Source organism: Chloroflexaceae bacterium (genome assembly GCA_025057155.1).
In the GTDB taxonomy this organism is placed as follows: domain Bacteria; phylum Chloroflexota; class Chloroflexia; order Chloroflexales; family Chloroflexaceae; genus JACAEO01.
Genome location: JANWYD010000003.1, coordinates 182,760 through 195,797, shown reverse-complemented (window position 1 = coordinate 195,797; position 13,038 = coordinate 182,760). Strand labels below are relative to the sequence as shown.

At 65.8% G+C, this 13,038-nt stretch carries 9 protein-coding genes and 1 pseudogene; 3 read left to right on the top strand and 7 right to left on the bottom strand.

The genetic code is table 11. The features are described 5' to 3' along the window. Positions 1 to 189: 189 nt before the first annotated feature. The 7 genes and pseudogenes from NZU74_03490 to NZU74_03460 all read right to left on the bottom strand — a co-directional run bounded on the left by NZU74_03490 (position 190) and on the right by NZU74_03460 (position 7,855). A pseudogene (locus NZU74_03490) lies at positions 190 to 1,815 on the bottom strand (S8 family serine peptidase). 160 nt (positions 1,816 to 1,975) lie between these two features. Next, entirely contained in the window at positions 1,976 to 3,208 is a 1,233-nt protein-coding gene (locus tag NZU74_03485; GenBank protein ID MCS6880373.1) for a patatin-like phospholipase family protein, read from the bottom strand. Between the two features lie 100 nt (positions 3,209 to 3,308). Continuing rightward, complete coding sequence (locus NZU74_03480; protein MCS6880372.1) at positions 3,309 to 3,848, bottom strand: pesticidal protein Cry15Aa; 540 nt, start codon at positions 3,846 to 3,848, stop codon at positions 3,309 to 3,311. Between the two features lie 142 nt (positions 3,849 to 3,990). Further along, positions 3,991 to 4,467, bottom strand: coding sequence for a phasin family protein (locus NZU74_03475; GenBank protein MCS6880371.1), 477 nt, complete (start codon positions 4,465 to 4,467; stop codon positions 3,991 to 3,993). 329 nt (positions 4,468 to 4,796) lie between these two features. After that, entirely contained in the window at positions 4,797 to 6,119 is a 1,323-nt protein-coding gene (locus NZU74_03470; GenBank protein MCS6880370.1) for a phosphoribosylamine--glycine ligase, read from the bottom strand. 146 nt (positions 6,120 to 6,265) lie between these two features. Then, positions 6,266 to 7,129, bottom strand: coding sequence for a bifunctional 5,10-methylenetetrahydrofolate dehydrogenase/5,10-methenyltetrahydrofolate cyclohydrolase (locus tag NZU74_03465; protein ID MCS6880369.1), 864 nt, complete (start codon positions 7,127 to 7,129; stop codon positions 6,266 to 6,268). Positions 7,130 to 7,216: 87 nt separating this feature from the next. Continuing rightward, positions 7,217 to 7,855, bottom strand: coding sequence for a cyclodeaminase/cyclohydrolase family protein (locus NZU74_03460; GenBank protein ID MCS6880368.1), 639 nt, complete (start codon positions 7,853 to 7,855; stop codon positions 7,217 to 7,219). Positions 7,856 to 8,138: 283 nt separating this feature from the next. On the opposite strand from NZU74_03460, the gene NZU74_03455 reads away from it, so the two are divergent. From NZU74_03455 to NZU74_03445, 3 genes are all read left to right on the top strand, one after another. After that, positions 8,139 to 8,777, top strand: coding sequence for a redox-sensing transcriptional repressor Rex (locus tag NZU74_03455; protein ID MCS6880367.1), 639 nt, complete (start codon positions 8,139 to 8,141; stop codon positions 8,775 to 8,777). 275 nt (positions 8,778 to 9,052) lie between these two features. Further along, positions 9,053 to 11,671 carry a M4 family metallopeptidase gene (locus tag NZU74_03450; protein ID MCS6880366.1) on the top strand — a complete coding sequence of 873 codons (2,619 nt, stop codon included), beginning with the start codon at positions 9,053 to 9,055 and terminating at the stop codon, positions 11,669 to 11,671. A gap of 413 nt (positions 11,672 to 12,084) precedes the next feature. Further along, entirely contained in the window at positions 12,085 to 13,029 is a 945-nt protein-coding gene (locus NZU74_03445) for a PrsW family glutamic-type intramembrane protease (protein MCS6880365.1), read from the top strand. Positions 13,030 to 13,038 lie beyond the last annotated feature (9 nt).

Sequence of the window (13,038 nt, the reverse complement as noted above, 5' to 3'; positions counted from 1 at the left end):
CCCGTGAACAAGCACCCGCGCCTGATAGCGGCCGGGGCCCGGCACGCGCCTGGCGTCAATGCGCAGTTCCACAGCGACCGCCTCGCCCGCGCCGAGGGGGGCCAGCGGTCCGGCGGGCAACTCCAGCCAGGGAACATCAACCCGTGCCTGGACCATGGCGGCATAGACATCGAGACGGCCGTAACCGTAGATGTTATTGGGGACGTTCACTGGCTGGCAGGCGGCGTAGCCCGTCCCCATGTAACGCGCGTCGTCGGTGCGCGGCGACGCCGAGGCGGTGAGAATGGCGTAGGTCGTGTCGTAATCGCCAATCAGATCCGGGCGCGCCGACCAGAGCAGCGCCACCGCTCCGGCGACGTGGGGCGTGGCCATCGAGGTGCCACTGCTGGAGCCGTAGAGCCGGCCTGGATCGGCGATGGTCGAGTAGATCCCGCTGCCCGGCGCGGTCAGATCGGGCTTGACGCGCCCGTCAGCCGTCGGTCCGATACTGCTGAAACCGGTAAGGCCGCCGGTGGCGTCAACTGCACCGACGGCCGTGACATTGGCATAATCGCCGGGCGACTGCACCGTGCCACAGGTCTGGTTGCCGCTATTGCCTGCGGCGAAGACCGGATAGATGCCTGCCGCCCGCCACGCCGCCACGTAGCCGGCATACCAGTTAGCGTTCTGCCCGGCGGTCCATGAGTTATTTACCACGTGCGGCCGCAACTCCGGGCGCGGGTTGGCGCCGGCCAGGTCGGTCGGGGCGAGCAGCCACTCGGCGGCGCGGATCAGGTCCACTTCGCTGCACTCGCGGGCCGCACAGGCGCGCACCGCCATCCAGCGCGCGCGCGGGGCCATGCCCACAGCGGGCTGGGCGGGCGAGAGGCTCCGGGCCACCATCAGGCCCATCGTGTGCGTGCCGTGGTCGCCCGAGTCCACCGGTACGGATGAGTTGCCGAACAGGTCGTACCAGTTGTAATTGTGATCCACGCCAGCGCCGGTTGAACCCCGGTACTGTTCAATCAGGGCAGGATGGTCGTAGCGCACGCCGCTGTCAATATTTGCCACGGTGATCCCCTCGCCGCGCACGCCAAACTCGCTCCATACCCGATTGGCGCGCACCTGGTTAAGGTGCCAGCAGGCGCCATCACTGCCGGCATTACACGGGACGCCACCGGTCTGGGCGGAAGCGCGGGCAGGCTGGCTCTCCAGGGTCACCAGGCGGTTGGCGCGCACCGCGGCCACATCGGCGCGGGCGGCGATGGCGGCCACGTCGTCGGCGCTGCCGCGGACGGCGAGGGCGTTCACGATCCACAGGGGGCGGTAGGCGAGGCCACGAGCGTCGAGCAGGGCGCGCAGGGCGCGTTGCGAGCGCTCGGCGTGATCGCGCAGGGTCTGGTAGACATATGCGCCGCGGGCAGCCCAGTCAGTGATAGCATAGGCGGCGGAGAGATCGGCCTGGTCGGCCAGGACAACCAGGAACTCGGTCCGGCCATCGGGGGCGGCAGCCTGCTCGCGGGCGATCTGCGGATCAACCCGCGCGTCCTGCGCGGGCAGGGCCGCGCGGGTCTCGGAAACCAGACCGGCGGGCCGGGCGGGTGCGGGGAGGGCCTCGTACAGCCGGGGCGCCACAGGCGCGGCGCTTTCATTGCGCAGGAAGAGTTGCAGACTGGCCGTTGACCCCAGCGCAACTGTCGCCGCCAGGGTCTCAGGAGCGCCGCTGAGGACCGGCCCGCCGGATTGGGCGATGGCAGGCGGGGCAATCGCGGGGAGCGCCGGCAGCAAGGCCACGAGGAGGAGCGCAAGGAATGGCAGGCGGAGCGATCTGACCATTAGCGGGTATGAGGTACGCTAGAGGAAGCAAGGCTCAAAAAAGCGAGGCTTCTCACTTACGCTGCCCGCCGCGATGCAGAGGCGCGAAGACGCGCAGGCGCGACATCACAAAACTACCGGCGCTTGCGTCTTCGCGCCTTTGCATCAATCCAGAACCACGCTACGCTGCGCGCCCGATGCAGCGTTCTTCGAGGCGTGTCAGCAAACGGTCGAGTTCGGCGAGCGTCAGCGCGAGACCGGCGGGGGCGGTATGCAGAGAGCCATTCGAGACCAGCGCAGCCTTCACAGCGTGGAAATCATCACCGGCGGCGCGCAGATTCTGCAGATCGTGGTTGAGCCGCTCATTACTAATCTTGATCCCGTGGCGCTTCATCATATCGCGGTAGTAGTAGTAGTGCTGATTGAGATGTGAAGCAACCGTCTCAAACCCGTGGCGAGCGAGGGTCATGCGCGTCTTATAGCGCATCGTATTATCATTGAACATCACGTGATCGCGGCGATTCGGCTCGATCAGAATGATATCTACATCAGGATGGCGGCGGCGCACCTGTTTCAGATGGTAGTGCAAACCGGCATGGATAAAGGTGCGGAAGACCTGATTGCCAATCCGGGTCATACCCTCATCGCTAAACGATCGACCCTCGAAATGGTCGCGATTATCAAAGGGAACAAGGGGATTAACGCAAACGATCAACTCGGCGCCGCACTCAATAGCCACGTCGAGGCTGGCGGTGCCGCGGATGCCGCCGTCAATGTAATCCCGGTCGCCAATGCGCACAGGGCGATAGAAGAGCGGCAGAGCCGCCGAGGCGCAGACGGCCATCGAGATCGGCACCTCGTGGAGCGGCGGATGGCCGAAGACGGCCCGTTCACCGGTGTCAAGATCAGTGGCGATAATCGCCAGTTCCCGGCGCAGGTCGGCGAAGCGGTTCGAGCGTCCGGGCAACGAGAGGGCGGCGCGGATGTAGCCTTCGAGGGCCAGCGAGTCGTAGATCCCGGTCGGCAAGCCGGCCGCCAGGGCCTCAACCAGATCCAGCAGGGAAATCGCCCCACCCTCGGCGATCACCCGCCGGGCCATCTCCACGAATGCCGCAGGCAGGCGGCGGATCCGGGCTAGCAGATCAGGCACATTGAGCGAGTAGAGATGATGCGGCTCCAGTTGCTCAATGCCCAGCATGGGGCTCTCAAGAACTGAGAGCAGGGTGCGGGGAGAGATATTGTTCGCGAGGCAGGCGCTGATCAAGCTGCCGGCGCTCGTGCCGACATAGATGTCAAACTCATTGACCGAGAGTTGTTCAAGCAACTGGTCTATCGCGCAGAGGGCGCCGATCTCATAGGCTGCACCGGCAATCCCCCCTCCAGCGAGTACAAGCGCCGTCTTGCTACGTTGCATAACGCCTCATCGCCCAGGTATAGCAACCCGATCTTCCATCAAGCTCATCATCGCGATCGAAACTCTGCCAGCGGCGGGCCACCCGTATTCGAACCGGCGCTTACTGCTGACGCTTTTCACGGAGCAACTCGTCGATGGCCCGGGTCAGGGCGTCAACCTGAGCGTGGAGTTGAGCGACGTCATTGCGCGAGGGCACTTCAGCGACCGGCTCGGCGCCCTTCTGGTCAGCGCCCTGGCTGAACTCTTTGCGCAACAGGAGCTGGCAGAGCCGCTCTCCCTCATCGGCGGTCAGTTCGCCCGCCTCTACCAGGCAGGTAATGCGGCGTTCAATCTCTGACGCCACCAGATCGTCGCCGCCGAAGGAGGCGAACAGGGCCCGCCGCACGCCGGCGAGCGTGTCGCCGCCAATCTGGATCAGACCCGTCAGCATATGGGTCGGCAACTGGAGACCGGACCGTCCGCGCGTATGCAGGACCACCTGGGCGAGGATGCTGGCGGTTATATCCTCGCCCGTCTCATTATCGAGCACCTGGACCGCCTCACCCTGCTGCACCAGTTTCGCAATCCCATCGAGGGTGATGTACTGCTTCTTATTGGTATGGTACAGCTTGCGGTTGGCGTACTTCTTTATGATGTGCATAGGCCTTGGTGTCTCGGCAGTGCGGTATAAGTATTATAACACGCTCCGCTGGCGTCGTGCCTGCCTGAAGACCGACGCGCCGGTCACAGAGGCAAACCCCCGCGCCCGGCGCGTCTTCATCGCCCGCAACCTGCGCTACGGGCTAGCCTTCAGCCTTCACCTCGGCGTTTTTTCGAGAAGACCCCTTGGCCGATTGCTCCTGCACCAGGCGCAGTTCCTCAACCCTCGCGGCCAGTTCGGCGATCTTGGCGCTCAGTTCGTCAATATCGCGCTTTGAGGGGATGTTGAGCCGATTCAGGAACTGCTCCAGATTATTTTCCACCTGCACCGACAGGCTGCTCACCTGGCTCTCAGCCTGCGCGACCCGCGACTGGCCCACGTTGCGGAACTTCGCCATCGTCTCATCAAGCAGGCGCTGCGCGTCCTTCTGGGCGATTTCGCCACGCTCGACCAGCCGGTTCAGGAACGCCTCGATCTCGTCGCGGGTGAGCGCGACCGCGCCGACGCCAGCCAGCAGCAGCTTGCGCATGATGTCGAGCACCATGATGGGCTGCTCAGCAGGCGGCGCTGGTTCTTCGATCTGCCGGACGTTGACCTCGATTTCCTCGGCAGATGACATAGTGGTCCTCCTCACGTCTATGTGCTGTACCCTACCGCGGTGCTCGAATGATACCACAGCATTCACTACCACGGCAGTGTATAACGCGCTGCGTTATCCCTGCTGAGTATAACACGCTGCGTCACCTGTGTCAATCACACTACCCAAACTGGGTGCGACGAAAAGTTCTGCACGTTCCCCTTCGCCCGGCGGCTGAAGCCGCGGGCTAACGTCCTGCGAAGCCGGCCTGCGCCGGCTTCAGCAGGCTACGGAGGCAGCCTTCGCAATGCTAGCCGGAGCCTTCAGGCTCCCGGCGGGTCGGTGGGCCGCGGCACGTGTAGAACTTTACGTCACACCCACCCAAACTCGCGCGCGCCTACATCCTCGCGATAGATGCGTCCGGGGAAGCGAATACGCTCAGCGTTGAGCAGAGCGCGCCCCCGCGCTCCCGCGAGGGTGGCTCCGAGGGCCACCACCGTGACCACGTGCCCGCCGGTGAGCGTAATGCCGCTGGCAGGAGCGGGGCCGCGCAACAGCGCGGCCAGTCCGCTCCGGCTCTCCGGCGCGTACCGCAGACCGCCGGGATTGTGAGTCTGGCCATGAAAGACCAGCACGCCCTCCTCGACCTCGTTCAGCCCCTCGATGGCGGCCCCCAGCGGATAATGATGCGGGTACCCCTGGGGGACCAGCGCCAGCGCCACACTGGCCTCATCGCGCCAGACCAGCGGCGGTTCGCGGTCGAGCCGGCGCGCAATCGCCGCTTCGATTAACGGCAGCAGGTCGCTCTCCAGGCGCGGCAGCACCGCCTGCGCCTCCATGTCGCGGAGGCTGCAGCGCAGGCCCGTCACCCGGGGGCCGTGCCCGGTAATTACGCAGTCTATGCCGAGAAACCCCCAGTAGGGCAACCTCTCCTGGCGCAACCCGGCAATGATCGGCAGCGCGATGTGCTGGTGCAGATAGGTCCCCAGTTTCTGGGCGTAGACCGAGTTCCCCGCGACGGCGCCCATCCCCGGCGCCGCCGGGCTGTCCGGTTCAGGGCCAAGCTGCTCGTAGAGGCGCACCGGCAACAATGGCAGGGCCGTGGTTCCATCGGTAATGACCGAGAAGCCCACCAGCGGCCCGGCGGCATACTCTTCAATCACCACGCCGCGCGCATCGCCAGCCATTGTAGTGAAGGCGGCCCGCAGGGCTTCCAGGGCCGCGTACCGGTCGCTGTGAACCGTCTCGCCGCCGTCCGGATCATCGGTTTTGATCACCACTGGCAGCGGCTGGCTGGCCAGGTACTTCTCGGCCGTGGCAAGATCCTCGCAGACCCGGCCGCGCGGCAGGGGCAAGCTGTGGCGCTCCAGAAAGGCCCGCGCGAAGCAGCGGCTGCTCTCGATCAGCGTCGTGCGCTGCGCCGGGCCGCACACGCCGATGTGCATCGCGACGACCTCATCCACCAGCCCGGCGCGCAGGGGGCCGCTGTCCGCGGGCACGATCAGATCCACCTGTTCGGCGAAGGCCCAGCGGGCCACTTCGACCACATTGGCCGGGTCGAGATCGACCCGGGCCGCCAACTGCACTGCCCCGCCATTGCCCGGGGCCACCAGCACCTCGGCGGTCGCGTGGTTGAAGAGTTTCCAGACCAGAGCGTGGGTCCGGCCATCTGCGCCCAGCACCAGGATTTTCATAGACCTCATAAGCGGCTGCGCCGCGCGGCGCCGGGCTCGCCAGCGATCGCGCGAGCAGGCGAAACACTTCCAGGCCCCGCGCGCAACCCCGCGGGTTGCGCTCCTGCGTAGGGTGTGGGAGACAAGGGACGGGCGGAACCCCGAGTTCACTTCGAGCGGACAGCGCGGCCACGGGCGGCGGCGACCAGGTTCCCCAGCAGCGCCGCGTTGGTCACCGGCCCGGCGCCCCCCGGCACCGGGGTGAGCATCCCGGCCACCTCGACTACGCCAGCGAAGTCCACATCCCCGACCAGGCTCCCGTCCTCACGCACGTTGGTGCCAAAATCAACCACCACGGCGCCGGGACGGATCATCTCCGCAGTGATTAACCCCGGACGCCCCACGGCCACGCAGACAATTTCGCACTCCCGCAGCACGGCGCCAAGATCGACCGTGCGCGAGTGGCACAGGGTCACCGTGGCGTCAGCCATGGTGAGCAGGTGGGCCATCGGGCGCCCGACGATGGCGCTCCGGCCCACCACAGCGGCCCGCCGGCCGCGCAACTCCACGCCATAGTGTTGCAGCAGCGCCATGCCGCCGGCGGGGGTGTTGGGCACCATCGCCGGACGCCCCTGAGCCAGCAACCCGGCGTTGATGGGATGCACGCCGTCAATGTCTTTGCGATAGTCGAGGGCCATGACAGCGGCATAGGTGTCGAGGTGGGGCGGCAGAGGCAATTGCAGCAGAATCCCATCCACTGACGGATCGGCATTCAGCATGTCAATCGTTGCCAGGAGGGCCTCCAGGGACGCGTCAGCGGGCAGGAGTTCAAGACGAAAGGCGGCCCCCGCGCCTTCGCACAGGCGCCCGATGCTCCGCACATAGCGACTGGAGGCCAGATCGCCCTCCACCTGGATCACTGCCAGGCACGGAGCGCGACCAAGCTGTTCGGTGAGGGTGACGATCTCGGCGCGGGCGGCGGCGCGCAGTTGTTGGGCCAGGCCCTTGCCTTCGAGCAGCGTTGCAGTCATGCCACAGTTCCAGGCAAACCGGCGCGGGCGCCGGCGCATCTTTGAGCTGCCCAGCCGCGCCACGCTCGATCCAAAATCTCGAATGAGTTACTGAGTAATGCGACTCCGCACAATCGCAATGATCCCCTCGGTCTCCTCGCTGAGGCCAATGGTCAGATCTTCCACCTGCGCGCGGGTTTCGCGCACGAAGAGCTGATCCTCCAGCCCGCTCAGGTTGATCTCGATGTTGAGAATGGCGCTCTGCACCGCCGCGCGGGCCAGCACCGCCGCCACGCCGACATCGCTCACCACCAGCCGGCTCACCTTGGGCGCCAGAGTGGTGCAGAGGGGGAGAATACTGGCCGCGGCCTGGGCGATGCGCAGCGGCACCTCGGTGGCCTGGCGGGTGACCTGCTGAATGGCGGCCTGACGGGTGGCCGCGTCAGCCTCGGTGGTGCGAGGCAACTTATAGGCAGCCGACAGTCGTCCGAACACTTCGATATCCTTTGCCGCCAGTTGCTGAAACTCCTGCCGCAGCGCCTCGGAACGGGCGTGCACGCCGCGCACCTCATCTTCGATCGCTGCAAACTGCTTTTTGCCGACGGTGAGCGCGCAGACCATGCTCACCAGTCCCGCCGCCATCGCCCCTGCGAGCGCCGCTGCGCTGCCGCCGCCTGGCGCTGGCGCGTTCGAGGCCAGCGCGTCGAGAAACGCGCCGATTGGCTGGGCATCAAGTGATTCCGCCATGGCTTGTGGCTCCTTCCGTCGCGTCGAATGGGAGACGCAATGCCCTATAGCCTATGGCTCGCGTCTCCCGCGCCAGCTATCGTTTCTACACGCCGGGCGACCGCGGCAGCGCCACGGCCCCCTTCCGGCTGTTATTATACCAGCGTGATCGATCCCGCAGAGCAAAGGCGCCTCATGAGCGTCACAAAACGTTCTACCGTCTCCGTTTACCTCCACGCTTGACATATCCCGAAAGCTCGTGCTACACTTCACAAAACGTACAGCCTGACCCCCGGAGGCGCCTGTGGATCGCCTGGACGTGCCACCCGATGTTGTCATCCGGCGGTTGCCGCTCTATGCCCGTAGCCTGCGCTACCTGCTTGAAGAAGGAGTGCATTCGGTTTCATCGCAGGAACTGGGCGAGCGTATCAATGTCACCGCCGCCCAGATTCGCAAGGATCTCTCGTACTTCGGCGAGTTCGGGAAACAAGGCATCGGCTATGATGTCGAGAAACTGCTGAACCACATCGAGCGCATCCTCGGGTTGAACCAGCGCTGGCCGCTGGTCCTGGTCGGCGTTGGCTACCTCGGGCAGGCCATCGCCCGCTACGAGGGCTTTCACAAGCAGGGGTTGCAGATCGTCGGCCTGTTCGACACCGACCCCGCCAAGATCGGCCAGCGGGTCAACGACCTGACCATCCTGCCTTTGGACCAGCTTGCCCGCGTCATCCGCGAACATCATGTGCGCCTGGCGATCATTGCCGTCCCGGCGGCCCAGGCCCAGCACGTCGCCGACCTGCTCATCGAGGCCGGCGTTCGCGCTATTTTGAATTACGCCCCCATTGTGCTGCAGACCCCCGATGATGTCTGGGTGCGCTACATCGATCCGGTCGCCGTGCTGCACAGTCTGACCTACTATCTCGCTCGCGAGTCGAGCGATTGATGCGGGCGTCGGTCAGGGCTGATGCCAGGTCGTTCGGGGCTTGCTCCGAACGACCTTGTTGTCTCGAAGCCGCCCCCGCTGCAACGCTGGCGGCAATCGTCGCTGCGGCCCTGGCGACCCCGGCCTGGCTTGACAATCTGGTCGTAACAGGTTATGTTTTGCGAGGACGACACCTTCCTTCTCATGCTTCTTCTCGTCTCCAGTGACGGCATAAATTAAAGCGACACGCCGCTCACGTCACGGCTACGAGTTCGCTGCCTCAGGACAGAGACTGCATGAAGCGACCAATTCTCGCCGGGCGTCGCCAGATCCCGCTCGCGCTGCTCGTTCTCGCTTATGCGTTGACCATGCTGCCGCCGACCTGGTCTCGCCCGCCGCACGCTATCCGTTTCGCCGACACGCAGCTCACATCGGCGCCCCTCCCCCTATCTGACAGTATCACACCCCGGCAAGCCTTTGCCACCCTCCAGGCCCGCACCGAGGCCCCGCTCCTGGCGACCTTCGACCCGCTGACCGGGGTGGCCCGCTTCGTACAGCCGGCACGCGCCGACGACCGGCTGCCATATGTTCCCACCGCCGCCGAGGCTGGCAAACCCGAGGCCATCGCGCGCGGCTTTCTCGACCAGAATCGCGCCCTCTTCGGCCTGCGCAGCGCCAGCGAGGAACTGCGCCTGTTGCGTTACGAACCCGATGCGCAGCTTGGCTTCACCCATCTGCGCTTCGATCAGGTGTACCAGGGGTTGCCCGTCTTCGGCCGCCAACTGGTCGTGCATCTTGATCCCGACCAGCGTATCGTCGCCGTGAACGGGCAGTTCCATCCGCAGATCGCGATCGCTGCCAGCCCCGCCGTCACCCCGGAGGCGGCCCTGTCCGTCGCGCTGCTCGACCTGCGCGGCAAACAGCTCGACCCTGACGAACAGGCGGAGATTGAGATCCATCCCGTTCCCGCCAGAACCCGCCTGGTGGTCTACGTGGACGAACGAGGCAGGGCCGCGCTGGCCTGGCAACTCACCATCCTCACCACGACCCCCCTGGGCCAGTGGACCTACTTCGTCAACGCCCGGCGGCCGCTGGTCATCCACGCCTTCGACACGATCATGCACACCAGGCGCCGGCGCACCTTCACCGCCCAGAATACCACCCGCGTGCCGGGTCGGCTGATCATTGACGAAGGCGAGCGCTCGCGCGACCCGGTGGCCCAGGCGGCCCACGACGGCGCCGGCATCGTCTACGACTACTACTTCAAGACCTTTCAGCGCAACTCGATTGACGGGCGGGGCATGCCCCTCGTCTCTACCGTCAACTTCGGCAGCGATCCTCAGGATGCCGAGAACGCCGCCTGGGTGGGCGAGTACAACCAGATGATCTATGGCGATGGCGGTCGCATCTTCAAACCGCTGCCATTCGGGCTGGACGTCATCGCCCACGAGTTCACCCACGGCGTCACCCAGTATACCGCCGACCTGATCTACGAAGGGCAGTCGGGCGCGTTGAATGAGTCCTACTCTGACGTCTTCGCAGTAATGATTGACCGCGACGACTGGCTGATCGGCGAAGACGTCATCAAATCGCCGCCCTATCCGCGGCGCTATCTGCGCAGCATGCAGGACCCCAACGCCGAGGGCGCCTACGACCCGCGCGATCCGTTGCAGGGTATCGGCCAGCCGGCTACAATGGCCGAGTACGCCAATCTCCCCAACACGCGCCGCGCCGACAATGGCGGCGTGCACATTAACAGCGGCATACCCAACCATGCCCATTACCTGCTGGCGCAGGCCATCGGTCGCGAGAAGACCGAACAGATCGCCTATCGCGCGTTAACGCAGTACCTTACTCCAGTCGCTAATTTCGTGGACGCGGTTAACGCCAGCGCCCGCGCCGCCGCCGATCTGTACGGCCAGGGCGCCGAGGTGCAGGCTGTGCGCGAGGCTTTTGCGCGGGTGGGCATCACCGACCAGGCGACGCCAGGCGGCCCGGTGATCTCCGACACGACCGATGTGCCCTCGGGCGGCCCCGCCCCGGAACGGCCCGCCCCGGCCCTGCCTGCCGGCTGTAGCGATATCGTGGTCGCCGGCGGTTTCGAACAACGCGATCCGTGGGTCGAGGTCGTGCGCGGCGACGCGCCGATCATCGACACCCAACTGCCGCGCAGCGGGCGCTACAGCGCCTGGCTCGGCGGGCAGGATCAGGAGACCCTCCAGTACCTCTACCAGGATATACGCATGCCCGCCAACGCCACCCGCGTGGAACTGCGCTATGCCCGCCTGGTCCACGAAGAAACCACCGGCCTCTTCGGCGCCTTCGCCCCTGACGCCCGTTTCACCGCCCTGTTCGCCACCCTCCAGGGCGATCCGATCCTGGTGGTCGAGGAGATCTCCTCGCGTGGCGGAGACGACGTCTGGCGCGAACGGAGCTTCGACGTTTCGCGTCTGGCCGGTCGCAGTGTCCGCCTGGTCTTCGCCTCGGAGAACCCTCGTGGCAACGTCTCGAGCATTTTCGTTGACGACGTGGCGCTGATCGCCTGCACCACCGGCGAGGGACCGGCCGCGCCGCCGACCAGCAACGCCGATCTGGTCTACATCCAGGGGCAAATCACCGATGCCAGCACCCGCCGGGGAGTCGAAGGCGTGCAGTTTATCGTCATGCGTCCGGGGATCACTGCCAGCCAGGCCGCCGCCGATGACACGATCTCGCCCAATGAAGTGCTGACCCTCGGCGTTACCGACCGGCAAGGGGTTTACCGGACCCAGCAGGCCGTGCCCCGCGGCCAGACCTACAGCGTCATCGTCTTTGGCGCCGGCTACCGGCCCATCATCGCCGACCAGGAGGTGTCCATCCCTGCCGATGCCGCCAACCCTTACCGGGTGGATGCGGAACTGCGCCGGGGAAGATAGAGGGGCGGGAGGGCGACGCCCTCCCAGAAATATACTGATCTGACCATGATGTAGTCTGTGAACAAGGTTTCCCGGCATTTCCGCCCCCCGGCCTCCCCCTGTTGGGGGGAGGAGTTGGGCGCCCTCCCCCGGCGGAGGAGGATCGGGGAGTTCTCAGGCGCAGGGTTTTCCGGCGCATCCTCGTGTCGCTTGCGCCATCCGGGGCGTTGGGACGCCCAACTCCCCCCTCTCCCGCACGCGGGAGAGGGGGGCTGGGGGGGTGAGGATCGTAAGCGCATTGGAATGCCGAAAACCCCTGCTCGCTCGACCAACCCTATACCTGAGAGGGGTCGGGGAGAGGGTGAAGTTAGCGAAGAACTTCGTGCACAGCCCCATAGGAGGGTGTGCGAGGGCGCAGCCCTCCAGGAAAAGCAATGCCAGAGAAAAAGAACAACCCGATTGAATGCTGCATCTGCCACGCGCCGCTGACCCCGCCGTACCAGACCCTCGGCGGGCGCGCCTACTGCGCGCGTTGCTTCGAGAAGGTCAATCGGCCCCGCCTCGGCTTCTGGCGAGCGACCGCCTTGCAGATCGGCGGGATGGCCGCGCTGGCGGCCGTGGTGGCTTATCTCGCCGACCGGATCGGCCCCTTGAGCGGCCCGGCCCTGCTGGTGGCCGGCGTGCTGCTGGCGATCATCCCGTCGCTCCTCTGGCTGGTCTTTTTCTACCAGCAGGACCGCCTGGAGCCGGAGCCGAAACAGCGCGTTGCGGCGGTCTTTCTCCTCGCGGCGCTGCTTGCCGACGTATTCGCCCGGCGCATCATCTATGACTGGTTCCGGGTAAGCGAGTGGGCGCCGCGCACCACGCTGACCTCGCTGCTAGCCTCGATCCTGATCATCGGCGCCACCTACCAGGCCATTGTCTACGTCGCCGTGCGCCTGCTGGTTTACGACACCCCCGAATTCGACGAACGGGTGGACGGGATCATCTACGGCACTATGGCCGGCCTGGGCATCGCTATGGTCAGCAACCTGTCCTTCGTGCTGGCCAACGACGGCGTGGCCCTCGGCCCCGGGGTGATCGCCACAGTGACGACAGCGCTGGCCGCAGCGTCGTTTGGCGGTCTCCAGGGCTGGTTCATGGCCGAGGCCAGGTTCGAGCACAAGCCGGTCTGGTGGGTGCCCCTGGGCTACGTTCTGGCGACGGCGCTCAACGGCGTGTTTAGCTGGTTGATCAGCGAGGTCAGCGCGGCGGGCCTCCAGGTGGCTCCCTGGCGCTCGCTGCTCATGGGTCTGATCGTCGCTCTGGGGGCCTTTCTGACCCTGGCGGCGCTCATGCGCCGCAGCACCGCAGCAACCCTGCGCCGGGCCAGGCGGTAGATTGGAGAA

Bases quoted from the DNA above. Each gene is read 5' to 3' on its own strand.
- NZU74_03450 (MCS6880366.1), top strand. From the start codon at position 9,053: ATGAAGCGACCAATTCTCGCCGGGCGTCGCCAGATCCCGCTCGCGCTG.
- NZU74_03465 (MCS6880369.1), bottom strand. From the start codon at position 7,129: ATGACTGCAACGCTGCTCGAAGGCAAGGGCCTGGCCCAACAACTGCGC.
- NZU74_03480 (MCS6880372.1), bottom strand. From the start codon at position 3,848: ATGCACATCATAAAGAAGTACGCCAACCGCAAGCTGTACCATACCAAT.
- NZU74_03470 (MCS6880370.1), bottom strand. From the start codon at position 6,119: ATGAAAATCCTGGTGCTGGGCGCAGATGGCCGGACCCACGCTCTGGTC.
- NZU74_03460 (MCS6880368.1), bottom strand. From the start codon at position 7,855: ATGGCGGAATCACTTGATGCCCAGCCAATCGGCGCGTTTCTCGACGCG.
- NZU74_03475 (MCS6880371.1), bottom strand. From the start codon at position 4,467: ATGTCATCTGCCGAGGAAATCGAGGTCAACGTCCGGCAGATCGAAGAA.
- NZU74_03445 (MCS6880365.1), top strand. From the start codon at position 12,085: ATGCCAGAGAAAAAGAACAACCCGATTGAATGCTGCATCTGCCACGCG.
- NZU74_03485 (MCS6880373.1), bottom strand. From the start codon at position 3,208: ATGCAACGTAGCAAGACGGCGCTTGTACTCGCTGGAGGGGGGATTGCC.